The following is a 24,637-nucleotide window of genomic DNA, read 5'->3' as shown; positions in this document are numbered from 1 at the left end:
AGTCGCGGCTCCTTACCGGGCTTTCGCACGGCGCAGGGAGACAGGGATGACGGGTATTAAGCTGGATGACGGCTGGAAAGCCCTGCTTGAGGGCGAGTTTTCCAAACCCTATATGGTTCAGCTCAAGGCCTTTCTTCAGGCCGAACAGGCGGCGGGCAAGCGGATCTTCCCGCGCGGTGCCGATTATTTCCGCGCGCTTGATCTGACCCCGCCCGACAAGGTGCGCGTGGTGATTTTAGGTCAGGATCCCTATCATGGCGAAGGGCAGGCGCACGGCCTGTCCTTTTCCGTCAGGCCCGGCGTGCGCATCCCGCCGTCGCTTGTCAATATCTACAAGGAATTGCACAGCGATCTCGGCATCGAGCGTCCGGCGCACGGCTTTCTGGAATCGTGGGCGCAGCAGGGGGTTTTACTGCTCAATGCCGTATTGAGTGTCGAGATGGGCATGGCCGCCTCGCATCAGGGCCGGGGATGGGAACTGTTCACCGATGCGGTGATCCGCGCCGTCAATGACCTGCCGCAGCCGGTGGTTTTTATTCTGTGGGGCGCCTATGCCCAGAAAAAGGCCGGTTTTGTTGATACCTCACGTCATCTTGTCATCAAAAGCCCGCACCCTTCGCCCCTGTCGGCGCATAACGGCTTTTTCGGCAGTCGGCCCTTTTCGCGCGCCAATGCGTTTCTGGCGTCGAAGGGTCTGCCCGAAATCGACTGGCAGGTGCCCGAAACGGTAAAAGCGGATTGAGCCGGGCTTTCCGAATTTCGCCTTTATAATCGGCCCGCTATGCTTGGCTGAATGGTATGGAGACGTTTATGAAATCCGATTTGAAACTGATATGTGCTTCCTTGCTGGTTTTGAGCGTGGTGGCATGCAGCCCCTCCAATCCCTCCAGTCAGGCTTCGGCGTCTGCGGATGTCAGCGTGGCGCAGAGCGCCGCCGATAACGTCAATCCCGACAATGCGCCCGTGCCCGAACCGGAAGCCCCGGCCAGTGATACAACCGTCAGCAACACGGTCGAATCCTCCGCCGCCGCCAGTTCGGTGACGGTGGTCATTGCCCGGTCCACCGATACCTATGATCCCGCCGTCATCACCGAAATGGGCCGCAGGCCCGGCTATTGGGAAGTGCGCCATAACGATCCCTTCACCCATAAGCAGGTCATCGACAAGGTGTGCATCGACAAGGCGACCGGGGATCGCATGGTGCGCGATGGTGGTCATGTGACGGCCCCCGCCGACCGCCGCGGCATCAAGAGCGCGGCCAACTGGCTGGGCAATTGCCCGACCGATACGCGCGCCGGCGACGTGGTGCGGCACGATGGTAAGAGGGTCAATGCCTGGAATGATAACAGGCCGGAAAACCGTAACAATCCAGGCCGCGACAATCAAAATCATACCGCGCCAACGCCGCCTGTTCCCGGTCATGATCAGACTGGTCATGATCAGGCTGGTCATGATCAGAATATCAACGGCCATGACAGGGCTTCGGCCAGCGATCACGGTCACGATCAGACGCCGACCCCTTCGCATAATCCGCACAATACGCCAGCCGAGGGCCATGACAGCCATTCGTCCGTCAGTTCGTGGTCGCACGACCGCAAACCACGCGACCATCAGGGCTAGGCTGGATGGCGTTGCGCGCATACCATGCCCTGTGGCTTGGCCTGCTGATGCTGGCCGCCTGTCAGCAGAAGGCGGAACCTGTGGTGCCTCAGGCGGCGTCGGACGCGGCATCGTCGTCGTCTGCCTCTCAGGCCAGCCCGCAGGCGTCTGAGGCGGTGTCATCTTCATCTGTATCCGAGACTTCGGCCATTGGCCCGCTGGGGCAAAAGCCGGGGCTTTGGAAGCTGACCCAAACCCTGCCGCAGACGGAATCGACCTGGATTTCCAGCATCTGCATCAGTGCCGAACAGGGCGAAAGACTGGCCATGATCGGTCAGGATCTGCTCGGCAAGCCGGAAATGTCGCGCTTGAGCTGCACGCGGCGCGGTGTTGTGGGCGGGCAGGGCAAGGCGGATGTCGATACGGTGTGCGAGGTCAATGACACCACCCTGACCAGCCATATCCACGCCGACATCATCGGCCATAAGGTTTTTCACCAGACGGTCGAGACGCGCTATAGCCCCGCCTTTGCCGGTCATGGCGATCAGGTGACCGTGACCGATGCCGCCTGGCAGGGGCCCTGTCCTGCGGGCATGAAACCGGGCGACTATATCGACCACGACGGCGTACATTCAAAGGTAGCGGACGTGCTGGCCAAATTCCGTTAAAAAGCGGCACGGCCACCCCAAAGCGGTTTTCGGCCGGAACATAATCGTGTAGGTAGTGATCGGCCCTTTGCTGGAGACGCCGCCATGACATATCCGGTTCCGTATATCCGTAACATTATGGCCTTCCTGTCGTGAAGCTTTTGCCCATCCTGTTGGCCTTCCTGTTGTGGTGCCTGCCTGTCTGGCCGGTGGCGGCGCAGGTGGCCATGCCCCTGCATACCGGTTTGATCGAAGGGCGGGCGGCTATTCTCGATGCGCATGGTGCGCGCGTCAGGCTGAAGGCCGTCAACTGGTACGGCGCGGAATCAGCGGCGCTGGTCGTGGGCGGGCTGGATCGTCAGCCGCTGGCTGCGATTGCCAAACTGATCAAAAGCCGTGGTTTCAATGCCGTGCGCCTGCCGTGGTGCAATGAGATGGTCGAGCGCAATCCCGTGGTGAGTGATGCGCGGGTGGCCGCTAATCCGCACCTGAAGGGCCAGCATGTGCTGGCGGTCTATGATGCCGTGGTGAAGGCCCTGACCGCTCAGGGGCTGATGGTGGTGCTCGATAATCACCGCAGCCGGGGCGACTGGTGCTGCGATGCGGCGCATGGCGACGGCCTGTGGTACACGTCGCTCTATCCCGAGCAGGCGTGGCTGGCCGATTGGCAGAGCATGGCGGGGCGTTACCGCGCCAATCCGCTGGTTATCGCCGCCGAACTGCGCAACGAAATCCGTTCCGACGCCACATTGGGCACCACGCCCAACTGGGGCAGCGGCGACCGCGCCACCGACTGGCGGCTGGCGGCGCAGCGCGGGGCTGAGGCGGTGCTGAAAGCCAATCCGAACCTGCTGATCATTGTCGGCACACCCGATTACCAGACCGATCTGTCGCCCGTGCGCGATCATCCGCTTGTTTTGACGGTGCCGCACCGGCTGGTCTATGCGGCGCACGACTATGCCTGGGACCGTTCGGCGGGCGAACTGGCCGATCCTCTGGCCTTCGAGGTGGGATCGTGGCAGCGCTGGGATTTCGTGCGCGAAGGCGGCCACCCCTATACAGCGCCCGTGTTTATCAGCGAATGGGGCGGCTGCCTTCAGGGCGTGTGCGCGCCTGACCGGGCCGCTTTTGTGCGCGCCTTTATGCAGTATCAGCGCGCCTCGCGCATCGACTGGGCCTACTGGCCGCTCAATGGCGTGCAGATGACGGGCTATGGCCGCACGAACGGCGCGCTGGAAGGCTATGGCCTGCTGAAGCCCGACTGGAGCGGCTGGGCCGATCCGGCGCTGGTGGCGCAACTGACCGGACAATAGACATCTTTTGTCATATTCCGGTCGCCAAGCTGTCATAGTGGCTGCATAGATCGAATCGTTTGGTTGAATCGGCTGGAGTTGCGCATGACGGATGATCTGAAAACTGAAATCGACGCGCCTCTGGCCGATCAGATCGAAGACGCACAGCTTGAGGCTATGGGGGAAAATCTCGCCATTGCCAAGGCCAAGTCGGTGCGTCTGATCGATGCCATTACGGGTCAGGCGCTTAAGAAAAAGGACGCCGTGCGCTTTGACGACCTGCGCCCGACCCTGGCCGACTTTATCCGCCTTCAGCATCCCGGCATTGGCCGCGACGACTATGTGGGGCGCAAGGTGCTCGATGATTATCGCGGACGTTATATCGCCGAACTGCTGAAAGACGAACGCGGCGAACTGTCCAATCTTGAGGACGAGGTGATCGAAAGCCTCAAGACACACGATACCCTGGCTGAAAATATCGAAGAGGATTACGAAGACAACCGCGCCTTTGGTGATCGCGTCGCCGATCTGGTGGCCACCTTTGGCGGTAGCTGGACGTTTATTCTGTCCTTCTGCTTTTTTCTGGTCGTCTGGATGGGGATCAATGTCTGGCTGGGCGCCCGCCATGCCTTCGATGTCTATCCGTTCATTCTGCTCAACCTGATCCTGTCCACCATCGCCGCCTTGCAGGCGCCGGTGATCATGATGAGCCAGCGCCGTCAGGAAGAAAAAGACCGGCTGCGCGCCAATAACGATTACAAGGTCAATCTCAAGGCCGAACTGGAAATCCGTCACCTGCATGAAAAGGTCGATCACCTGCTCAACCGCCAGTGGGAGCGCCTGACCGAAATCCAGCAGATCCAGATTGAAATGATGCTTGAACAGGCCAAGACGCCCAACCGGGTGATCAAGGTGCGCAAGGTGGTCAAGCGCAAGGCCAGAAAACCTGCCCGCGCCACAGCCGCGACTGCCTCGGATCAGGTGGAGGGCTGACGCGAGCGTCTATCCTCTTTCCTCCGCGAAAAAGGGTCTTGTCGCAAGCACCTTCATGCTTTTTCGCTTGGCCTGAGCCTGAAAGTCTTATAGCCACCACGACAATATCCATGCACAGGTGGTTCAATGTCCGTTCTCGTCGTCAAATTTGGTGGTTCTGTCCTGACCTCGGAAAGCGCACTTCAGCGCGCCGTGGCCGAGATTTACCGCTATGTGCGTGACGCCGACAAGGTGATCGCGGTGGTTTCGGCCTTCAAAGGCCAGACCGATCAGCTCATGCGGCTGGCCGGCTCTTATACGCAGGCCTCGATCTCATCGGCCACGCCGCATCTGGTGGCGACCGGCGAAATGCACGCCGCCACCTTGCTGGCGATGGCCTGTGAGCGTTCAGGCATCGTGACGCGCTTTCGCTCGGCCTATGAAATCGGGCTGGTGGCCGATGGCGAGCACCTCAATGCCAATCCGATAGCCATCAAGGCCGAGGTGCTGACGCGCGATCTCGACAGCGTCGATCTGGTGGTGGTGCCGGGCTATGTGGCCGAAAACGCGGCGGGCGAACCGGTCTTGCTGGGCCGCGGCGGTTCGGACATGACGGCAGTCTATATTGGTCAGGCGCTCGGCGCGCCGGTGCGGCTGATCAAGGATGTCGATGCGGTCTATGACGCCGATCCGGCCACGGTCGGCGCTTCGGCGCGTCCTTACGAGGGCTTAAGCTGGGACGAGGCGCTGAAAATCGCCTTCCCGGTGGTGCAGGGCAAGGCCATGCGCTACGCCGCCGATCAGGGCATGGAAGTCGCCGTGGCCGGTCTGGCCAAGGGTTATCAGACCACACTCGGCGCGCCCACCAAACTGCGCAACTACCCGGTGATGACGCGCCGCATCCGTCTGGCCGTGATGGGCGCGGGCGGGGTGGGGGCGAAATTCCTCGAACGCTGCCTGGAATGGAGCGACCTGATCGAGGTGGTGCGCGTGCTGGTGCGCGATCCGGCTAAGCGCCGCGATCATCCGCTGGCGGCGGTTTTCACGTCGGATGCGCGGTCGTTTGTGGGGGCGGATGTCGATGTGTTTGTCGATATTGGCACGGGCGTCTCGCCCTCGGCCGAACTGCTCGAAGGCTTCCTGAAGGCCGGTGTCAGCGTCACCTCGGCCAACAAGCAGGCGATGGCGGCGGCGGGTGACAGATTACGCGCAGCGGCGAAAGCGACGGGCGCGCGCCTGACCTATTCGGCCAGCGTCGGCGGCGGCGCACCGGTCATCGAAGCCCTGACGCGCGCCGCGAAAGCCCACAAGATCAAAGGCTTTTCCGGCGTTCTGAACGGCACGTCGAATTTCGTCATCGACCAGGTGGAAGCCGGAAAAACCTTCGACGCCGCTATGGATGAGGCGCGTCGTCTGGGCTTTGCCGAGCCCGATTCGACCGCCGATCTCGATGGCACCGATGTCGGGGCGAAACTGAAACTCCTGCGCGAAATCGCCTTTCCGGGCGAAACGCCCACCCATATCGAGGTGGGGGCCATCACTGAGGAGTCGCTGGTCATCCCGGCGGGCAAGGGCCTGCGCTATGTGGCGCGCTGCAACCGTACCGACAAAGGGCTGGAAGCTTCGATGAAGCTGGAAGTGCTGGACGCCGATCACTATCTGGTCGGCGCGCGCGGCGAGCAGAACCGGGCGATCATCGAACTCGAAAACGGCGAAACCTGGTATGTCACCGGCAAGGGGGCGGGCGCATGGCCGACCACCGAAGCCCTGCTGGCCGACGTGTTGCAGATTGCCCGCGAGCAGCCGCTTAAACCGTGAAGCCATGACGTCCGAACAGGCCAATGCCTTCTGCGCTGCCTTGCCCGCCAGCCTGCATGTGGTGCAGTGGGGCGGGGCCGATGTCTGGAAGGTGGGCAATGCGGACAGGGCCAAGGTCTATGCTATTTGTCGCATGGAGGGTGACCACTTCACCGCCAGTTTCAAGGTGTCGGACATGGGTTTCGAAGTTCTGCGCGATCATCCCGATTGCCGTCCGGCCCCTTATCTTGCGTCGCGCGGCATGAAGTGGATTCAGTATTATCGCGGCGATGAGATGCGCGGCGACGACCTGCTGGGGCTGCTGGCTGCTTCGCACGACATTGTGGCGGCGGGTTTGCCGAAAAAGACGCGGGCAGCGCTGGGGCTGCCGATCTGATGCCGTCCTGTCTCGCCAAGGGACGGACAGCGGAGCTTGAGAATGAACTATCGCCACGGCTTCCATGCCGGTAATTTCGCTGATCTGGCCAAGCACGCGGCTGTGCTGACCCTGTTGCGCACCCTGCGCACCGGCGCGCCCCTGCTGGTGGTCGATACCCATGCCGGCGCAGGTGGTTATGATCTGTCCGACCCCGATTTCGCCCGCTCGAAAGAGGCCGAGGCCGGGATTCAGGCGCTGTTGAGCGGCACTGTGCCCGACAGCTTAAGGCCGCTGGCCGATTATGTGCGCGCCCGCAATGTCCGGGCGGGTTTTAAGAACCGCATCGGCTTCTATCCCGGTTCGCCCCTGCTGGTGCTCGATCATTTGCGCGCCGGTGATGACTATGTTGGCTGCGAACTGCGCGACGATGATTTCAACTGGCTGCAAAGAGAGATTGCGGCGCGCGGCGCGGCGGTGAAGCAGGATGGCTATGCGGTGGCCGTGGCCGCCACCGAGGACGAGAAGGCGCTGTTTTACCTGATTGATCCGCCGTTCGAGCGCCCGGATGACTATGCGCGCATCACGGCCTGCGTGCGCGATGTGCTGACCGTCCGGCCGGATGCCTGCCTGCTGATCTGGTTGCCGCTGAAAGACCTTGAGACGTTCGATGCCTGGCTGCGCGGAATGGAGCGCGAGGTGATCGACACCGATATGACGCCGCAGCCCGTCATGGCCGTGGCCGAAATCCGCCTGCGCCCTCTGTGGAACCCGATGAAGATGAACGGCTGCGCCCTGGCCGTGGTTAATCCGCCGGAAGGATTCACCGATCAGTTGGCCGTGATTGCCTCGGATGTGGCGCATGTTTTCGGCGAGGCGGGCGCTGAGGGACGGGTGCGGCTGTTTTAACCTCACAAAATTCGTGAGGTTGATTCTCCCGGTTGGAGTCTCGCTGTGGATATGTTACGCTGCGCTGCAATATGGCTAACCGAAACCCAGAGGGTGAGATGTTGAGCATGACCGATAGCCTGCCGCCGAAATTCCCCATGATGACGCCGCCCATCATGACCCCCGAAGACATGCAGAAGGCGTCTGAAAAGGCGATGAACTTCTGGGTCGGCGCCCTGTCGCCGATGTGGGTGCCTTTCTGGGCCGCATCCAGCTTTGGCCTCAGTGCATGGGCCATGACGCGCAATATGAAACCCGCCGAAAGCCTGATGTCGGAGATACCGGCGGGTGCCAAATGGCCCAGCCTGTTCGCCGCCTGGGGCCTTGAAGCGGGCGAACTGCACGAAAAGGCCGTCGAGGCCGTTGTCAAGACGGCAAAGGAAGCCGCGCCTGAACCCGAAGTCGTTGCGCCCGCCATGGAAGCCGCTGAGGCTGTAGCCGAAACCGTGATCGATCCGGTGATCGAAGTGCCGGTGGTGGTGACGCCTGAGCCTGAGGCAATATCCGAACCTGCTCCGATGGCTGTGGCGGCTGAGATGGCTGCCGTGGTGGACAAGACGGTGGAAACAGCGGCGGAAGCGGCCCCGGCGGCAAAAGTCGAGCCGAAGCCGATCGCCAAAACCATGTCGGCAGCCCGCAAGCCGCGCAGCAAGGCCTAGGCAGCGCGCCTGACCTCAAAGGCGATGGGGCGGTGATCTGAGCCGTCAAGCGGGCCAACGACGCGGCCTGACAGGCTGTAATGACGGCCAGCAAAGCCGTTATCGAGATTGAGGCGCAAAATGCCGGGCAGGATGGAAGGCCAGGTGCCAAAGGGGGCGGCCAGCGCCTTCAGCCTGAAATCATGCGCCAGACCTTTGAGCCAGTAGCCGCTCATATCGCTGTTGAAATCACCGACCAGCACGGTATCGTCGCTGCCTGTCGTGGTCAACACCTGACGCAGACGATCTTGCAGGCTCGGCTGTTTCGGCTGGCGATGGCTGTCCGGGTGATCCAGATGGGCGGCGACCAGTCTCATCGGCCCCGCCGGTGTATCGAAGCGGACATGGGCGATATGGCCGCCGTCATGAACGGGGGCTTGCGCAAACGGAAGGCGTGAGAAAATGGCCACCTCGCCCTGTTTGCTGCGATAGGGATAGTCAGCAAAGGCCACTTGCAGTCGCTCCCAGATACGCGGTGTGGTTTCGACCGTCACCACGATGTCGGCCTTCTGACTTTCGGCGAAGGTGCGCAGGCGTTCCGGGTGGGGATTGCGGAAATAGATATTGGCAAAGACGATGCGTAACGGTGTGGCGGCGGCAGAAGCGGGCAGGGGGCGGATGACGGCCTGTGGCCAGACGGCGACCAGCAGAAGCACCGTGGCCAGCAGGCCGATGGCGAAGGCTGCGCGCTGCCGGGCGATCAGCAGGCCCACGGTCATGATCACCGTCATGGTCAGGATCGGCAGGGTGAAGATGTCGAGTATGTACAGCGCGGTCTGATGCGGATCGCTCAGGCACAAAAGCGCCAGAGCCAAGGCACAGAGGGCCATGACAAGACCCGTGATCGGGAGCAGCCGGTGAAGCGCCACGCGCATGGAGGGATCGTCCAATCGTCTGTTGACAGTAGAGGGCGGACACCGCAGTTTCCCAAACAATCCGGCCTTTTCGGGCGCGGGTTCGGGGACATGCGGAGACCTAACGGGACATGCTGGCACGCACGCACGGGGATATTCTTAAAATCTACGACTCTGTCGATACCGTCAAGCGCTTGTCGGACCGGATTATCGGCATCGGCCCGATCAATATCATCGGTCTGGATGGCATTCTGTCGTGGTTTCCCGGCATCGGCATCATTTACAGCGTCGGGGCGTCGCTGTTTCTGCTGGGGCAGGGCTTAAGGGCGCGCGTCAGCCCCACAACCCTGGGCTTTTCGCTGATTATCCTCATCGCCAACGACCTGCCGGAAGCCTTCGCCTTGCTGCCGGTGATCGGTGAGATGGGGGCGCTGATCAACACCCTGTTTCAGGGACATCTCTATGCCGCCCATATAATTCAGAAGGACATCGACCGCACGATCTATATCGAAACGAGCGCTGCCCATGCCCGCCGCAGTGGCAGCCACACGCAGAATGTGGCGGCCTTGCGCGCCACCAAGGGCAAGAAACGCATCGTCTATCTGGGTTAGAGCGATAAGGAAGTGCGATAAAACAAAACTTAGATCGTCGATCTGAGTCTATCAGATCGAAAAGCGCTCTAAACAATCCCCGTCGCTGCGGAAGCGGCCAGACTTTGGGCATTCCACTCACCCAAAGCCCTGAGGCGTCCCTTGAGCGATACCACTCCCCGACTGAACCTGCCGCTGATCGGCGATCACGCCCAGAAGCAACTGGTGATGAACGCCGCCCTGATGCGGCTGGAAAGCCTCGTACAGGCCCGTGTGATCAGCCGCAGCGTGGCGGCAGAGCCTGTAACGCCTGCCGATGGCGACAGCTATCTCCTGCCCGCCAGCCCGACGGGGGCAGTCTGGAGCACGCTGGCGGCGGGTACGTTTGTGCGCGCTGAAGGCGGCACATGGGAGATGGTGGATATGCCGCTGGGCACCGTCGTGCTGATCGGCGATGAAAACCGCCTCGTCCTCCGCACGGCTGTGGGCTGGGACGCCTTTGAAGCGGTGATCAAGTCGCTTGGCAACCTGACCGGGCTTGGCGTCGGCACCTCGCCCGACGCCACCAATGTGCTGGCCGTCAAGGGGCCCGCCGTCCTGATCAGCGCCAAAACGGCGGCCGAAGACGGCAGCGGCGACCTCAGTCTGAGCCTCAACAAGGAAACGGATGGCGATACGGCGCAAATCCTGTTGCAGACAGGCTATTCGGCGCGCGCCGTCATCGGGCTTCTGGGTGATAATACACTGACGGCCAAGGTGTCGGATGACGGTTCGACATATGCCACCGTGTTTCAGGCATCGTCCGGCATATTTCAGTTTTCGCCGGTCGGTCAGGGCGGCCCGCCGACGGTGAATATCGGCCCCCACGCCCTGTCAACGACTTTTACGTCAGCCTCCCCTGCCATGAGTATCGGCCAGGGTATCAGTGGTGATCGTTATGCTTATTTCGATTATCAGGCCTCTGATTCCCCCTCCGGCGGCTATTCAACGCGCATGCTGCGGACGCCTGGGCCGGATGGCAGCTTTTCGGTCACCAATACCGGCAGCGGTGATGTGGGCATAACCTCCGGCGGCAGTATATATTTCGGATCCGGCGGCACCGCGCGCTCCTCCCAGCAAGCCTCTGGCTTTCATCCTGTCGGCGATAATACCTATACACTTGGTCAGACGGGCGCCCGCTGGGCGGCGGTGTGGGCCGCCAATGGCACGATCCAGACCTCGGATGCGCGCGACAAGATCGTCAGCGCGAAGATCGCGCCCGATCTGGCCCTGGGGCTGATCGCCGCCGTTGAGCCGGTGTTTTTTAGCTGGAAATCGGGCGGCCAGACCCAGGTGCAGACGGGGGTGGACACTGTCAAAACCGGTCGCATGAAAATGGTGACCGAAGCGGTCGAGGTCATGCAAGAGGACTGGCAGATTACCGATGGCCGCGCCGTTAAGGTCAGCAAAACCCTCACCATCAACCGGCCCGTCATGGAGACGTTTCCCTGCCATGATGCTGATGGCCAGCCGCTGCGCGATGGCGAAGGTCAGCCGCTCACCCTGACGCGCCCGCAGATGCGCGAAGAGATCGAGGTGCGCCCGGTCATGAAGACCGTCGATCAGCCGGGCATGCGCCGCCATGCCGGATTTCTGGCGCAGGATATGCAAAAGGCCATGCAGGCGCAGGGTATCGATTTCGGGGCCTGGGGACTGGAGGACGCCGCCGACCCCGACAGTCGCCAGTGGCTGCGTCCCGATCAGCTTGTGCCGGTTCTGTGGGCGGGTCTGCGCGCCCTGTCTGAGCGCGTGACAGCGCTGGAATCTGTACAGGCGGGAGCGACGCAATGACGGGCAGGCTTTACAAACAGGTCAGCGATTTCGACGCCACGGGCTGGCAATGGCCGCACTTCACGCCGCACGAATTATCGTGCCGCTGCGGCAAGTTCTGCGCCGGCGAATATTATCACGATCCGGCCTTTCTCGATGCGCTCGAAGCCATGCGCACGCGGCTGGGCCAGCCCCTGACGATCAATTCCGGCAGGCGCTGCCCGCTGCATAATGCGGCGGTGGGCGGCGCGCCCCTGTCGCAGCACCGCGTGGCTTTGGCGGTTGACATCAATGTGGCGGGCTGGGGCGACCGGGCGCGCGGTTCGCTGTTGAAAGAGGCGCTGGCTGAGGGCTTCACGGGGTTCGGCTATGGCACGCACTTCCTGCATCTCGACCGCCGCCACCTGACGCCGCCGCGCACGCGACCGGCACAATGGGACTATGCAAACGGAGGCATGAAAACATGGACATCTTATCTGGCCTGACCGGTTCGGGCGCTGTGGGCGGGCTTTTCGGCGCGCTCGGCTCAGGGCTTGGCCGCATTATCGGCATTTTCGAAATGCGCGAAAAACGTCAGGATCGTACGCTTGAAATGGCCCACGAAAAAGACCTGTGGAGCCATGAAACCGAGCTTCAGACCCTGCAAATCAAGGCCAAGGCCGAAGAAACCGAAAACGAGCTGAAACTGGGGGCGCAGGGCCTTGATAAATCAGCGCTCGATGGGTCGTGGGCGGGCCTGACCGCCTCGGTCAATGCCGATGCCAAACTGACCTCCGGCTATGCCTGGGTCGAAGCCGTGCGCGCGCTGGTCAGGCCCGCCCTGACCGTGCTGATCTGGCTGATCTTCAGCCTGCTGTTCTTCGCGGCTCTGGGTGCGAAACTGCCGGGCACGACGGCTGGCGATCTGGTGGCCACCTTCGTCAGCGCCGTCACCTTCGCCGCCTCGACGGCCCTGGCCTGGTGGTTCGGTGATCGCGGCCCCGGCGTGGTGCGCAAGTAAAGGCGTGGTGCGCAGGTAAATAATAAGCCCGCGGTAAAGCCTTGCCTTTATCGCGGGCTTTCTTCTGCGCGGGTGCGTTCCTATCGCGGCCCTATGTTGCCTGACCTAAACTGGTTACACAGGAGATGCACCATGTTTCATTACAGATTAAGCTCGCCACTGGCCATTTTCGCTACCAAGACACGCGCGCCTCGTCCCGACCGCGACATGTCGTTTGCCCGCAAACTGGATCAGTCCGATCATCTGCGCCGCCTGTGCGGCTTCGATTCGGAACTGTATCGCGCCATCAAGGTGATGAAGGAAATCTGAGGGTGAGGGCAGACCTTTTTTGGGTTTGGGAAATATGGTGCTATGTGAGAGATTCAAAGCGTTTCAATTGCTTAACGGCTCGATACCATCTTCAGACCTTTTATCAAAAAGCGTTTGCAGCTTAATGTATCGACTAAGCAGATGCATAATATGCGTTTGGCACTCTAAGTCTCGACTCCAAAGCCGCTCTGCCTCTTCGCAAATAGCTTTTAAATGTAGGTATCTACCATCTTTCGTTTTACTAAAATTCTTGCTGAAGTGGTGCATTTAAATGCTCCTGAACGATCAGATTTGACCATCTAGGCATTATACCACGGGGCGGTTAGGGAATATAGACTCGACACTCGAAGGCAATATTGATGCGTAAATCAATATTTTCTGTTTCGTTTCGCCAAACCACTAATTTTGCACGAGATTACTCGTGTCGTTCGCGCCAAGTTCTGTAAGTTTGCGTATGTAGGGAAAAATGGTGAGGGCCCCGATCCTTGTCGGACAGGGGCCCTCGTGGTGCCACGTGAGAGACTCGAACTCTCGACCTCAGCCTTACCAAGGATGCGCTCTACCACTGAGCTAACGCGGCCTGGCGGGTAAAACCCGGCCAAGGCGTGCGGCTATAGCCAAAGTTTCGCCGAATACAAAGCGAAAAATGGTCATGGCTTGAATTTATTCCCGGTATTTTTTAAGAGAAAAGCCGGAAGGAGCCATAGGATGAGCGACAAGGGCAGGCCGCAAGGCACGGTGGGCATGGCACAGGACAGGGCCAGCCGGATCGCTGAACAAAAGGCGGCGCGTTTGCAGGCGGCCCTGCGCGACAATCTGCGCCGTCGTAAGCTGGCCGCGCAAAATGCCTCTGAAGCCGCCGTCTCCACCGCTGCGCCGTCCGTCAATGCCGCTTCGGATGCAGCCGAAGACGGGCAGGGCTGATCCCCATCACGAAAAAGCGAAACGCGCCGGGACGTAAAAGTCATTGCGCGCGCCGTCCGGTGATGTAGAACCGCCTTTCCGCCGGTTGGGTGGATAGAGTTCGACGGACGGGTCATGGATCGTATTGCTATCGAGGGCGGCAGCCCGCTTTTCGGGGACATCCCCATTTCGGGTGCCAAGAATTCGGCCATCAAGCTGATGGCGGCCTCGCTGCTGACCTCGGAGCCGGTGCGCCTGACCAATATGCCGCGTCTGGCCGATACGCGCCTGCTGGGCCGCCTGTTGCAGCGCTTCGGCTGCGGCATCAGCGAAACGGACGGCCCCGATGGCCCGGAAACGCGCCTGCACACGCCCGAAATCACTTCGGCCTTTGCCCCGTATGAACTGGTGCGCCAGATGCGTGCCTCGTTCAATGTGCTGGGGCCTTTGCTGGCGCGCACCGGCCACGCCAAGGTCAGTCTGCCCGGCGGCTGCACGATCGGAGCCAGGCCCGTCGATCTGCACCTGAAGGCGCTGGAGGCGCTGGGCGCCCATATCGACATGCACGAAGGCTATGTCTTCGCTCAGGCGCCGCGTGGCTTGCAGGGCGCGGAGATCGAGTTTCCATTTATCAGTGTCGGTGCCACCGAACACGCCCTGATGGCGGCGGTGCTGGCGCACGGCACCACCCAGATGAAGAACTGCGCCTGCGAACCGGAGATCGTCGATCTGGCCGAATGCCTGAATGCGATGGGGGCCCGGATTTCCGGCGCGGGCACCACCACGATGGTGATCGAGGGGGTCACCAGCCTGCACGGCACGGATTGGGCCGTGATCTGCGACCGTATCGAGGCCGGCACCTATGCCGTGGCCGGCGCGATGGCCGGAGGCGAGGTGCGCCTGACCAGGGTGCGGCCCGAACTGATCGCCGTCTTGCTCGACAAGCTGGAAGAGGCCGGTTGCGAGGTGCATCGCGGCTTTGACACGGTAACGGTGACACGCAAAGACGGCCGCCTGCGCCCCGTCAACCTGACCACCGATGTCTATCCCGGTTTCGCCACCGACCTGCAAGCGCAGTTCATGGCGCTGATGACTCTGGCTGATGGCGAATCGACGATCCGCGAAACCATTTTCGAAAACCGTTTCATGCACGTCCCCGAACTGGGCCGACTGGGGGCCGATATTTCGGTCAGTGGCGGCGAGGCGGTGGTGCGCGGCGTGGCAGAATTGCGCGGCGCACAGGTGATGGCCACCGATCTGCGCGCCTCGGCCTCACTGGTGATCGCCGGATTGGCGGCGCGCGGCGAAACCATGGTCAACCGCGTCTATCACCTGGATCGCGGCTTTGAAAACCTTGAGGGCAAGCTGTCGGCCTGCGGGGCCAATATCCGCCGCATCAAGGGCGATGTGTCCGTTGTGGAAGACGAATAGATGGGCTGGTTTGGTCGCAGCCGCCCGGCGGTAAAGCCCCTGCGCCTGATCGCGCAATCGCCGGATGATCTGCCCGCCCTCTCGGCTCTGGTGCAGGACGCGGCCTTACGCGCCGGTGATCTGAGCTATACGCCTGCCGGACGGCACTTCACCCTGCGCATGAACCGCTTCTGCCATGAGGCGGCGCTTGACCGTTCGGGCGCTATCCTGCGCGCGCCCGCCGTGCTGCGCATTTCGTGCGTCCAAAAGGTGCAGGTGCGCGGCTTTGATCCGACGCGCGCCGCTCAAGCCCTGGCCCTGCTCGATCTGTCCGCCGAAGCGCTCGACGCGCCCGCCTTCGCCCTGACATTGCGCTTCGCGGGCGAGGGCGCTAAGGATGTGCGGATCGAGGCCGAGTGCATCGATATTCTGCTCCTCGACCTGACCGCGCCGCGCCGCGCCCGTCAGGCTCCGAATCATCTTCTGGATTAGCCATGCGCATTGCCCGTATCGACATCGACGAACAGAGTCTGGCCTCGCCCTCCGATCAGGTCGAGCATGAGCGCAAGGTGGCGGTGTTCGATCTGATCGAAAAGAACAGCTTCATGCCCGAAGGTGCTGCCGAGGCGGGCTGCGAGGGGCCGTTCGATCTGCGGCTGGCGCTGGAGGATAACCGGCTGGTGTTCGACATCACCGCTCCCGGCTTTGCGCGCAAGGTGATGCTGTCTCTCTCGCCGTTCAAGACCATGCTGCGTGATTACCGCATGATCTGCGAAAGCTATTATGAGGCGCTCAAGAGCGCGACGCCGAGCCAGATCGAATCGATCGATATGGGACGGCGTGGTGTCCATAATGAAGGGGCCGACCTGCTGGAAGAGCGCCTGAAGGGCAAGGTCGCAATTGACCACGATACGGCGCGGCGTTTGTTCACGCTGGTCAATGCCCTGGCGCGCAACTGAGCCCGGCAGAATTTGCCTATCTTTATGATTTAATTACCTTTTTTATTGAATCCTTATTCATGTCCGGTTCATCTACATGGCCGGATTCCGGCTGAAACCGGACACTTCGCCACACAGATGGCGCGGGCGTGACCCTTTCGCCCCAATTGACCGCAAAGACCCCAAAACCACCTTGGAACGGCCCCAACACCGCCCGCACAGACGCTCATATTGGACTCAGGCGACGACATGATCGCCGTGATCAATTATGGAGCACATCACCATGAAAACCTTTATCATTGCCGCGGCCTCGGTGGCCGCTCTTGCCCTCGGCACCGCTGCCAGCGCCCAGACGACCAATCAGGATGTCGGCCACGTCTATGGTTCGCTTGGCTATCAGAGCGCCAATAACAACAAGACCGGTTCCAGCCTCGGCGCTGTCGATGCGACCGTCGGCACCAAGCTCAACCCCTATTTCGGCGTAGAAGGCGAGGCCGCCTTCGGCACCAATACCGACAAGCGCGGCGACGGCGATTACAAACTGTCGAACAAATGGGGCGCTTACGGCGTCGGCTATCTGCCGATCTCTTCCAGATTTGATCTTCTGGGTCGCGTCGGTGTTTCCGACACCGACATGAAGGCCCCGGCCACCGCTGGCAAGCTGGAACAGGGCACGGCGCTTGATTACGGCGTGGGTGCGCAATACCACATCAATCCCAGCTATGCCCTGCGCGCCGATGTCACCAAGTCTGACTTCGAAGGCGACAAGGGGTCGGCCACCACCACTTCGGTCAAGCTCGTCAAGTCGTTCTGATTGTTCTTCCGAACGCGTTCTTTCCGCGCCTCCCTTCGTGATGAAGGGGGGCGTTGTCTTTTTTGGGCTTTCCACTTTGGGGCTTTGGGTATAAAGGGCGCTCTCACCGAAATGTCTGCGATCTGAGTCCGAAGGGATCGGGTCCGTCCATCGAGAGGCCGAATGGCAAAAGAAGAACTGCTGGAATTTCCCGGAACCGTCGTCGAACTGCTGCCCAATGCCACGTTTCGCGTCAAGCTTGAAGAAAGCGGTCACGAAATCATCGCGCATACTGCGGGCAAGCTGCGCAAGAACCGTATCCGTGTGCTGGCCGGGGACCGTATTCTGGTGGAAATGACGCCCTACGACCTGACCAAGGGCCGCATCACCTATCGCTTCCGTTAAAGCGGCTGGCATGAGCGCCGCCGCCGACTTCATTCTGGCCAGCGCCAGCCCGCGCAGGCGCGACCTGCTGGCCCTGATCGGCCTTGCACCCGATAAGGTGGTGGCCGCCGATCTCGACGAATCCCCCTTAGCCAAAGAACCCCCGGCCAGTCTCGCTCTGCGTCTGGCCATAGATAAGGCGCGCGCCGTGGCGAAGGATCATGCCGCCATCGTGCTGGCCGCCGACACCGTGGTGGCGATGGGCCGCCGCGTCCTCGACAAGGCGCACGACGAGGCCGAGGTGCGCGATTGTCTGGAACGCCTGTCGGGCCGCGCCCACCGCGTCTATACCGGTGTGGCGGTGGTGGCCCCCGATGGCCGCCTGTCGTCGCGGCTGGTCGAAACGCGCATCCATTTCAAACGCCTGAGCCGTAACGACATCACCACCTATCTGGCCAGCGGCGAAGGCGTCGGCAAGGCGGGCGGCTATGCGATTCAGGGTCTGGCCGGGGCCTTCGTCACCCATCTGGTCGGCAGCTATACCGGTGTGATGGGCCTGCCGCTCTATGAAACGCGCTGTCTGCTGGAGGGCGCGGGCCTGAGCGTCGCCGCCGGGACCAGATGAGCCTCGCCTGGGAAAGCCGGTTCGGACTGGCGCGCGGCGCGGTGTTCGTTCATGGCCGCCCCCATATCTATCTGGAAGGTCTGGAGGTCGATCCGGCGCTCGATCGCCTCGGCGCGGTGTCGGTGGCGCGATTGCGCACCAAGGCGGGCGGTATCGGCTTTCTGGGACTGGCCGATGGGGCTGAGGCCGTGCTCGATGCGCCGCAGCCCGTGCTGGCGGGTCTTGACGAAGGCGCAGCGCTGGAGATCGAGATTGTCGCCGAGGCGCGCACATGGCTGTCCGGCGGCAAGCTGGCACGGGCGCGTCTGATCGCACAGGCGACGGGCGATCCACGCCCTTTGAGCGCGCCCCAGAGCCTGCACGAGCGTCTGGTGGCCGCCGCTGCGGCGCTGGGCGCGGGCGACGACGGGCATGACGATCCCGATGCGCTCGATGAGGCCGAGGCCGAGGCGTTCGCGCCTTCGGGCCCAATGGCAGGCGGCGGTTATCTGAGCCTTGAGCCGACGCGCGCCCTGATCGCCTGCGACATCGATGCGGGCGGCCATGACGGCGTCGCCACAGCCAGGGCCTTCGCCAAATCGTGCAATGAACGCGCCATGAGCGAGCTGGCGCGCCGCCTGCGGCTCAGTGGGCTGGGCGGGCTGGTCGTGGTCGATCTGATCGGACGCCGCCATGACGGGGCGCGCCTGACGGGCCTGTTGCGCCACGCGGCGGGGCCGGAAGCCGACCGGCTGGTTATCGGGCCGCTCGGCAAGTTCGGCACGCTGGAATGCGTCTGGCCGTGGACACGCCGCCCGCTGGCCGACAGTGCCGCGTCGCCGTTACGCGCGGCGCATCTGCTGCTGCGTGAGGCGGTGCGTCGCGCCGAACCGGGCCGTTTGCTCACCTTGCGCGGGCCACAGACTGTATTAGATAAGGTGCGTCCCCTGCTGGCCGGATCGCATGATCCGCTGGCGGCGGTGATCCGACTTGAGACGGGCACGAAGCCTGAGGTGATTTTGTCATGACCATCCGTTACTGCACCCGCTGCCGCAAGCCCTATGGCGAGGCGCTGGAAGGCGTCGTCAATGCGGCGGGCTCCTATGCGCCCTTCTGCTCGAAGCGCTGCGCCGATGTCGATCTCGTCCACTGGCTGAAGGGCGATTATGTCATCGGCGGTTCGGGTGAGCTGATCATCAGCGAGGACGACGACGCGGCAGACGATGCAGCGCCGGGAGCCGGGCAGGGGTTGGCCGACGATAGCGACGACGCCTGACGGCCCGCTTTGCGACGATGCTTTATCTGGCCACAGTTTTTTGGAAATTCATGGCCGTTTAGGCTGGACAAGCCAAAGGGCCTCGCCTATAGACCTGCCCTCGCCCGAAGCGCTGTTTTGCGAAACAGCTCGCGCATCAAGGGCCTGGATAGCTCAGTTGGTAGAGCAGCGGATTGAAAATCCGCGTGTCGCTGGTTCGATTCCGGCTCCAGGCACCATTTCCCCATTTCCTGACATTCGCTGAAGACTAGAAAATCCTTTAGATTCATGCTATTGTGCGGTTTCCACCTCCGTAGGTGACCGCTCGTATTCGCCGGTATTCGCGATAAAATGGGTTATCCTGCGGGTTATTTTCAATATCCCAATTTCGCGATAACCCACCATGGCCCTTTCCGACGCTACCGTCCGTTCCGCAAAGCCAACGGACAAGGCTTTTACAATCTATGACGAGCGTGGTCTTTTCCTCCAGGTCTCACCATCCGGCGCCAAGTTATGGCGGCTAAAATACTCCTTCGGTGGCCTCAGAAAGCTGTTGGCCCTGGGACGTTACCCCGAAACGGGCCTGAAAGATGCGCGAACCAAGCGTGATGAGGCCCGCGAGCTTTTGGAAATTGGGATTGACCCTAGCGTTGACAAGAAGCGCAAGAAGGTCGCGGCCGACATTGCCAATGCCACGACGTTCAAGGCTGTGGCCGACGAGTATATGGATAAGATCGAGCGCGAAGGCATTGCCGAGGCGACCAGGAAAAAGACGCGCTGGCTGGCATCCCAGTTGGAAAAAGATATCGGAAGCCTGCCGATAGCCAATATCGAACCCTACGAGGTCCTGGCGGCGCTGAAAAAGATCGAGCTTCGCGGTAACCATGAAACTGCCAAGCGCGTCCGCTCATTCGCAAGCCGGGTCTTTACCTATGCGGTGATCACCTCGCGCGCCCGGCTTGATCCTGCGGCCTCCCTCGGCGGCGCACTGATAACGCCCAAGGTCAAGAACCATGCGGCTATTGTGGACCCAAAGGGCGTAGGGAGCTTGCTGAAGGTCATTGAAGGCTACGAGGGATACCTGACGACCAAACTGGCTCTCAAGGTTATGGCGCACTTGTTTGTACGCCCTGGGGAACTCCGTCACGCCGAATGGCCGGAGTTCGATTTTGAAGCCAAGGTTTGGCGCATACCGGCGGCCAAGACGAAAATGCGCAGCGAACACGTCGTGCCCTTGAGCACCCAGGTCCTGGATATACTCACGGAGGTCAAAGGTCTCACGGGCGGCGGGCGCTATGTGTTCCCGTCGGTCAGGTCCGGCAATATCCCGATGTCAGAGAATACCCTGAACGCGGCTTTGCGAGGCATGGGCTATGGCCAGGATCAAATGACATCCCACGGCTTCCGCAGCACCGCCCGCACCCTGCTTAATGAAAGCGGAAAGTGGTCGTCCGACGCCATTGAACGCGCGCTCGCCCACAAGGATAGCAACAAAATCCGGGGCACCTACCATCGCGGCACCCATTGGGATGAACGGGTCAAGATGGCGCAATGGTGGTCCGACTATCTGGACATGCTTCGCGACGGCGCCAAGGTCATTGCCATGCGGCGCGGGGCTTAAGGATGAAAGGCCAATTGTCTCATCGCTGGTGAGACAATTGGCCGCCAGGCTTCCCCTGATTTCGATGAGGCTCACCCACACCGGTAAATGTACCGGGTGCCGGCAAGCTGAATGTCGCCATATTCAACGCTGAGGTCGCGGGCGATGGCGTCGTAGTCGATATAGTTTCGCAGCGGTTCCGGTATCTCGCCATAAAGCCCTTCTTCGACAAACTGCGCGGCCAGGTCCGCAAAGCTGTCAGCCTGATAAAGCTCAACCTCGAACTGATCCGGCACGTCGTCGCCAAGTGTGAATTTATAACCGGCCTCGCCCACGGCAATGATGACCTTAATTTTGTCGTCGTCGCTCCAGTCCGTCAGGGCTTCAAAAAAGGCCTCATGGTTCGCCTGGTTGACGCCCAGAGCCTCAAATAGCTTGGCGTCCAAGCTCTCGCCGTCAATGAACTGAATTTCAAACTCTTCAACGGGCTGGCCGTAGTCGTTTTTTAGCTTGCTGGCCCTGGCGGAATATTCCGTGGCCGTGTCGTAATAAAAGCCGCGCGCGCTGATGTCGTAGGGCTGTGCAAACAGTGTGGTCATGGTCATTTCCCTCTTTGGCTTTGGGTTGCGCATAGCAACCCTTGGCTCCCGCCGAGGGTGGGGGTAGCAAACGCAAGGGCGATCAAGGCCGAGGGGTATCACCCGCCTGCACAGAGCGTAGCGAAGGAAGGCAGGGGATACGGCCTTGGTCGTTCATCGAAGACCCTTGCGCGCGCGAGGGGCAACGCCCCTTAGCTTCTCACTATGGGGCATCCTATCCGTGTAGACTCAATCACCGACACACTATATCCCTTTGATTATGAATCTCATTAAGTCCAAAAAGCGCGTGGCCGATCACGGGGAAGTATTCACCCCGGCGTGGCTAGTCGAACAGATGCTTGACCTGGTTAAGGGCGAGACAGAGCGGATTGACGCGCGCTTCTTGGAACCTGCCTGCGGCAGCGGAAATTTTCTGGTGCCGATTCTGAAGCGCAAATTGGCCGCCGTGGAACTGAAATTCGGCAAGTCGGACTTCGACAGGCAGCATTATGCCCTACTGGCGCTAATGTGCGCCTACGGCGTCGAGCTTTTGGCTGACAATATAGCAGAATGTCGCGCCAATATGCTGGACGTGTTTGCGGACTATTTGAATCTGAATGAGTCGGACGAACTCTATCGTGCGGCAACACACGTGCTGACACAAAACCTTATCCATGGCGATGCCATGACCATGCGCGACACGGATGGCAAGCCGATTAAGGTGGTGGAGTGGGGCTACTTGGGTAAGGGCAAGTTCCAGCGCCGCGATTTTCGCCTCGATGTGCTGACGGGCATGTCCAGTTTCAGCACCGAGGGGTCTCTGTTCGCACATCTGGGCAAGCATGAAATCTTCAAGCCGACGACGGCCTATCCGCCTATGACCTTGCGTGATTTGGCGAATGGTGGCGAGGCCTCTGGAGAAGCGGCATGAATGAACGGGTGAGTTTTGAGCTGCGCGGCCGCAATCCAGATGTGCTGACCTGCATTGCCAACCTGTCGAACGACGAAGTGTTCACGCCGCCGGAATTCGCCAACCGGATGTTAGATGGACTTTCAGACGCCTGGGCCGTGCAGCACCATGGCGCAAGTATTTGGGCCGACAGTAAGGTTCGGTTTCTGGACCCGTGTACGAAATCGGGTGTATTCCTGCGGGAAATCGCTAGCCGCTTGATCAAAGGATTGGCGGCGGAGATTCCCGACCTGCAAAGGCGCGTCGATCACATCTTAACCCAACAGGTTTTTGGCATTGGAATTACCCAACTGACAAGCCTGCTGGCCCGCCGCAGCCTTTATTGCTCCAAGCACGCTGCCGGTGAACATTCTGTCGCCAAGGGGTTCGCGCGTGATGAAGGCAATATCTGGTTTGAGCGGACCGAGCACACTTGGCACAACGGCAAATGCAGCTATTGCGGGGCCAGCCAGGAAGCTTTGGATCGCGGCATAAATTTGGAAACTCATGCCTATGCATTCATTCATACAGACGACATCAAATCTCGGGTTGCCGAGTTATTCGGAGGCAATATGCAATTTGACGTCATTATCGGCAATCCGCCTTATCAACTCAGTGATGATGGCTTCGGGACAAGCGCAGCCCCGATTTACCATCATTTCGTCACGCAAGCCAAAGCGCTGGAGCCGCGCTATATGTCAATGGTTATCCCCGCGCGTTGGTTTGCAGGTGGCAAGGGCTTAGACGAGTTCCGGGAATCAATGCTCGCTGATGATCGGTTGCGTTCCATTCACGACTATCTCAGCGCGTCTGACGTATTTCCGGGCGTCGGCCTCAAAGGGGGCGTTTGCTATTTTCTTTGGGACCGCGAGAACCGCGGACTTTGGTCGTGTCCCAGCGAGTGGTGTAACTGGGTAAGAGCGTAGCGCATGGCTCGCCGCCCATTCAAAAGGGCAAAGCGAGCCTTAGCGTAGCGGGTTGGTCATCAGTGATTTTCGGATAGGTTTGGGTTGCGACACTCATTCCAGAACGAAAGAACACCGATGACCGACGATATGATGGCCCTGAAAGGGCTTGTTGAAAAGACCTCAGACAGCGATTTGTTGCGCGACATGATCAGCTTCACGGCTGAACGCTTGATGGCATTGGAAGTGAGCGGCATGACCGGTGCCGGCTACCATGAGAAAACCGGCGACCGGCTGGTCCAGCGCAACGGCTATCGTGACCGAGACTGGGAAACACGCGCAGGCACGGTCGAGCTTCGGATCCCGAAGCTTCGTAAAGGCAGTTACTTCCCGGGTTTCCTGGAGCCCAGGCGCATGGCCGAGAAGGCACTGACGGCTGTGATCCAGGAGGCTTACGTTCAGGGTATCTCGACGCGCTCTGTCGATGATCTGGTCAAGGCGATGGGGATGAGCGGCATCTCCAAGAGTCAGGTCAGTCGGCTGTGCGAAGAGATCGATGACCGTGTGAAGGCTTTCCTGAACCGCCCCATTGAAGGGGAATGGCCATACATCTGGATTGACGCTACGTATCTGAAGGTGCGCCGGGGCGGCCGTATCGTCTCGGTCGCCGTCATCATCTGCGTTGGCGTCAACAGCGACGGCAGGCGTGAAGTGCTGGGCATGGAGGTCGGCACCTCGGAAGCCGAACCGATCTGGGCAGAGTTCCTGCGCAACCTGACACGCCGGGGCCTGCGTGGTGTCAAACTTGTGGTCTCTGATGCCCACATCGGGATCAAGGGTGCCGTCTCCAAGGTTCTCAACGCCACCTGGCAGCGCTGCCGTGTTCACTTCATGCGCAATGTCTGCGCCCATGCCGGCAAGAGCGGGCGACGCGTCGTCTCTGCCTTCATCGGCACGGCCTTCGCCCAGGAGACGGCGGAAACGGCGAGTACCCAATGGCGAAACGTCGCCGACCAGCTCAGGCCCAAAATGCCAAAGCTGGCCACGATCATGGACGAGGCTGAGCACGATGTCCTGGCCTATATGACCTTCCCGAAGGAACACCGCATCAAGCTGCACTCAACCAACCCCATTGAACGGCTCAATGGCGAAATCAAGCGTCGCTGCGATGTCGTGGGCATCTTCCCAAACGACGATGCCATCACCAGACTGGTCGGCGCCATCCTGCTCGAACAAAATGACGAATGGGCGGTTCAGCGCGGACGCTACATTACCCTTGAAACCATCGCACAACTCAGCGATGATCCACTTCTCAGCATGCCAGCCGTGGCAAACTGAGCGAAACCCGGACCTGTCCGGAAGTCATTGATGCCAAGCGCTCAATTACACCACGCCCTGGGGCACGATCCGGACTTTGCTCTGTCACC

29 protein-coding genes and 2 tRNA genes are annotated in these 24,637 nt (G+C 60.9%); 28 read left to right on the top strand and 3 right to left on the bottom strand.

The annotated features are described in order from the left end of the window. Nucleotides 1-46: 46 nt before the first annotated feature. From ung to QB905_RS06550, 9 genes are all read left to right on the top strand, one after another. Nucleotides 47-742, top strand: coding sequence for a uracil-DNA glycosylase (gene ung, locus QB905_RS06590; RefSeq protein ID WP_282973820.1), 696 nt, complete (start codon nt 47-49; stop codon nt 740-742). 68 nt (nt 743-810) lie between these two features. Beyond that, the gene (locus QB905_RS06585) at nt 811-1,620 is read left to right on the top strand and encodes a hypothetical protein (RefSeq protein WP_282973819.1); all 810 of its coding nucleotides are present in this window, start codon (nt 811-813) and stop codon (nt 1,618-1,620) included. Between the two features lie 5 nt (nt 1,621-1,625). Next, the gene (locus QB905_RS06580; RefSeq protein ID WP_282973817.1) at nt 1,626-2,267 is read left to right on the top strand and encodes a DUF3617 domain-containing protein; all 642 of its coding nucleotides are present in this window, start codon (nt 1,626-1,628) and stop codon (nt 2,265-2,267) included. A gap of 131 nt (nt 2,268-2,398) precedes the next feature. After that, nucleotides 2,399-3,559 carry a glycoside hydrolase family 5 protein gene (locus QB905_RS06575; protein WP_282973816.1) on the top strand — a complete coding sequence of 387 codons (1,161 nt, stop codon included), beginning with the start codon at nt 2,399-2,401 and terminating at the stop codon, nt 3,557-3,559. Nucleotides 3,560-3,643: 84 nt separating this feature from the next. Further along, nucleotides 3,644-4,531, top strand: coding sequence for a DUF1003 domain-containing protein (locus tag QB905_RS06570; protein ID WP_282973814.1), 888 nt, complete (start codon nt 3,644-3,646; stop codon nt 4,529-4,531). A gap of 126 nt (nt 4,532-4,657) precedes the next feature. Beyond that, nucleotides 4,658-6,328 carry an amino acid kinase family protein gene (locus QB905_RS06565; RefSeq protein WP_282973812.1) on the top strand — a complete coding sequence of 557 codons (1,671 nt, stop codon included), beginning with the start codon at nt 4,658-4,660 and terminating at the stop codon, nt 6,326-6,328. Between the two features lie 4 nt (nt 6,329-6,332). Then, nucleotides 6,333-6,704 carry an MmcQ/YjbR family DNA-binding protein gene (locus tag QB905_RS06560; protein WP_282973810.1) on the top strand — a complete coding sequence of 124 codons (372 nt, stop codon included), beginning with the start codon at nt 6,333-6,335 and terminating at the stop codon, nt 6,702-6,704. Nucleotides 6,705-6,746: 42 nt separating this feature from the next. Continuing rightward, nucleotides 6,747-7,592, top strand: a complete 846-nt coding sequence (gene rlmJ / locus QB905_RS06555; protein ID WP_282973808.1) for a 23S rRNA (adenine(2030)-N(6))-methyltransferase RlmJ — start codon at nt 6,747-6,749, stop codon at nt 7,590-7,592. A gap of 107 nt (nt 7,593-7,699) precedes the next feature. Continuing rightward, nucleotides 7,700-8,290, top strand: coding sequence for a hypothetical protein (locus tag QB905_RS06550; RefSeq protein ID WP_282973806.1), 591 nt, complete (start codon nt 7,700-7,702; stop codon nt 8,288-8,290). Here the strand turns inward: QB905_RS06550 and QB905_RS06545 are convergent. Then, entirely contained in the window at nt 8,287-9,159 is an 873-nt protein-coding gene (locus QB905_RS06545; protein ID WP_282973805.1) for an endonuclease/exonuclease/phosphatase family protein, read from the bottom strand. The two genes, QB905_RS06550 and QB905_RS06545, sit on opposite strands and share 4 nt — an antisense overlap. 155 nt (nt 9,160-9,314) lie before the next feature. Between QB905_RS06545 and QB905_RS06540 the strand changes: the two genes are divergently transcribed. The 5 genes from QB905_RS06540 (at nt 9,315) to QB905_RS06520 (ending at nt 12,891) form a co-directional block, all read left to right on the top strand. Beyond that, nucleotides 9,315-9,794, top strand: coding sequence for a DUF4112 domain-containing protein (locus QB905_RS06540; RefSeq protein ID WP_282973803.1), 480 nt, complete (start codon nt 9,315-9,317; stop codon nt 9,792-9,794). 141 nt (nt 9,795-9,935) lie between these two features. Beyond that, nucleotides 9,936-11,603, top strand: coding sequence for a DUF2793 domain-containing protein (locus tag QB905_RS06535; RefSeq protein ID WP_282973802.1), 1,668 nt, complete (start codon nt 9,936-9,938; stop codon nt 11,601-11,603). Further along, on the top strand, nt 11,600-12,067 hold the full coding sequence (locus QB905_RS06530) for a D-Ala-D-Ala carboxypeptidase family metallohydrolase (protein WP_282973801.1): 468 nt from the start codon (nt 11,600-11,602) through the stop codon (nt 12,065-12,067). The genes QB905_RS06535 and QB905_RS06530 overlap by 4 nt, the downstream gene beginning before the upstream one ends. After that, the gene (locus QB905_RS06525; protein ID WP_282973800.1) at nt 12,046-12,582 is read left to right on the top strand and encodes a hypothetical protein; all 537 of its coding nucleotides are present in this window, start codon (nt 12,046-12,048) and stop codon (nt 12,580-12,582) included. The genes QB905_RS06530 and QB905_RS06525 overlap by 22 nt, the downstream gene beginning before the upstream one ends. Nucleotides 12,583-12,714: 132 nt before the next feature. Beyond that, nucleotides 12,715-12,891 carry a hypothetical protein gene (locus QB905_RS06520; RefSeq protein ID WP_282973799.1) on the top strand — a complete coding sequence of 59 codons (177 nt, stop codon included), beginning with the start codon at nt 12,715-12,717 and terminating at the stop codon, nt 12,889-12,891. A gap of 505 nt (nt 12,892-13,396) precedes the next feature. On the opposite strand, the gene QB905_RS06515 is transcribed toward QB905_RS06520, so the two are convergent. Then, a tRNA-Thr gene (locus QB905_RS06515) sits at nt 13,397-13,471 on the bottom strand. 128 nt (nt 13,472-13,599) lie between these two features. Here QB905_RS06515 and QB905_RS06510 point away from each other — a divergent pair. From QB905_RS06510 to QB905_RS06460, 11 genes are all read left to right on the top strand, one after another. Beyond that, the gene (locus QB905_RS06510) at nt 13,600-13,815 is read left to right on the top strand and encodes a hypothetical protein (protein WP_282973797.1); all 216 of its coding nucleotides are present in this window, start codon (nt 13,600-13,602) and stop codon (nt 13,813-13,815) included. 114 nt (nt 13,816-13,929) lie between these two features. Further along, a complete protein-coding gene (gene murA / locus QB905_RS06505) occupies nt 13,930-15,225 on the top strand; it encodes a UDP-N-acetylglucosamine 1-carboxyvinyltransferase (RefSeq protein WP_282973795.1) in 1,296 nt (431 codons plus the stop codon). Continuing rightward, complete coding sequence (locus QB905_RS06500) at nt 15,226-15,696, top strand: DUF2948 family protein (RefSeq protein WP_282973793.1); 471 nt, start codon at nt 15,226-15,228, stop codon at nt 15,694-15,696. Between the two features lie 2 nt (nt 15,697-15,698). Then, on the top strand, nt 15,699-16,163 hold the full coding sequence (locus QB905_RS06495) for a UPF0262 family protein (protein ID WP_282973791.1): 465 nt from the start codon (nt 15,699-15,701) through the stop codon (nt 16,161-16,163). Between the two features lie 262 nt (nt 16,164-16,425). Continuing rightward, nucleotides 16,426-16,956, top strand: coding sequence for a porin family protein (locus tag QB905_RS06490; RefSeq protein ID WP_282973789.1), 531 nt, complete (start codon nt 16,426-16,428; stop codon nt 16,954-16,956). Nucleotides 16,957-17,118: 162 nt separating this feature from the next. Beyond that, nucleotides 17,119-17,340: a translation initiation factor IF-1 gene (gene infA / locus QB905_RS06485; RefSeq protein WP_282973788.1), complete on the top strand. Its 222-nt coding sequence runs from the start codon at nt 17,119-17,121 to the stop codon at nt 17,338-17,340. Between the two features lie 10 nt (nt 17,341-17,350). Continuing rightward, nucleotides 17,351-17,944, top strand: coding sequence for a Maf family protein (locus QB905_RS06480; protein WP_282973786.1), 594 nt, complete (start codon nt 17,351-17,353; stop codon nt 17,942-17,944). Beyond that, nucleotides 17,941-18,951 carry a ribonuclease E/G gene (locus QB905_RS06475; RefSeq protein WP_282973785.1) on the top strand — a complete coding sequence of 337 codons (1,011 nt, stop codon included), beginning with the start codon at nt 17,941-17,943 and terminating at the stop codon, nt 18,949-18,951. Before QB905_RS06480 ends, QB905_RS06475 begins: the two co-directional genes overlap by 4 nt. After that, the gene (locus QB905_RS06470; protein ID WP_282973784.1) at nt 18,948-19,199 is read left to right on the top strand and encodes a DNA gyrase inhibitor YacG; all 252 of its coding nucleotides are present in this window, start codon (nt 18,948-18,950) and stop codon (nt 19,197-19,199) included. Before QB905_RS06475 ends, QB905_RS06470 begins: the two co-directional genes overlap by 4 nt. A gap of 142 nt (nt 19,200-19,341) precedes the next feature. Then, nucleotides 19,342-19,417: transfer RNA gene (locus tag QB905_RS06465), tRNA-Phe, on the top strand. Between the two features lie 164 nt (nt 19,418-19,581). Then, entirely contained in the window at nt 19,582-20,799 is a 1,218-nt protein-coding gene (locus tag QB905_RS06460) for a tyrosine-type recombinase/integrase (protein WP_282973783.1), read from the top strand. A gap of 71 nt (nt 20,800-20,870) precedes the next feature. Here the strand turns inward: QB905_RS06460 and QB905_RS06455 are convergent, their stop codons facing one another. After that, nucleotides 20,871-21,377: an antirestriction protein ArdA gene (locus tag QB905_RS06455; RefSeq protein ID WP_282973782.1), complete on the bottom strand. Its 507-nt coding sequence runs from the start codon at nt 21,375-21,377 to the stop codon at nt 20,871-20,873. A 259-nt stretch (nt 21,378-21,636) separates the two neighbouring features. Between QB905_RS06455 and QB905_RS06450 the strand changes: the two genes are divergently transcribed. The 3 genes from QB905_RS06450 (at nt 21,637) to QB905_RS06440 (ending at nt 24,548) form a co-directional block, all read left to right on the top strand. After that, complete coding sequence (locus tag QB905_RS06450; RefSeq protein WP_282973781.1) at nt 21,637-22,287, top strand: N-6 DNA methylase; 651 nt, start codon at nt 21,637-21,639, stop codon at nt 22,285-22,287. Continuing rightward, the gene (locus tag QB905_RS06445; protein WP_282973779.1) at nt 22,284-23,231 is read left to right on the top strand and encodes an Eco57I restriction-modification methylase domain-containing protein; all 948 of its coding nucleotides are present in this window, start codon (nt 22,284-22,286) and stop codon (nt 23,229-23,231) included. Before QB905_RS06450 ends, QB905_RS06445 begins: the two co-directional genes overlap by 4 nt. Nucleotides 23,232-23,348: 117 nt before the next feature. Then, nucleotides 23,349-24,548: an IS256 family transposase gene (locus tag QB905_RS06440; RefSeq protein ID WP_282973106.1), complete on the top strand. Its 1,200-nt coding sequence runs from the start codon at nt 23,349-23,351 to the stop codon at nt 24,546-24,548. Nucleotides 24,549-24,637: the final 89 nt, after the last annotated feature.

The organism is Asticcacaulis sp. EMRT-3 (assembly GCF_030027245.1).
GTDB lineage: Bacteria > Pseudomonadota > Alphaproteobacteria > Caulobacterales > Caulobacteraceae > Asticcacaulis.
The sequence above is the reverse complement of the archived record's forward strand: the minus strand, read 5'-3'. Positions and strand labels throughout refer to the sequence as shown.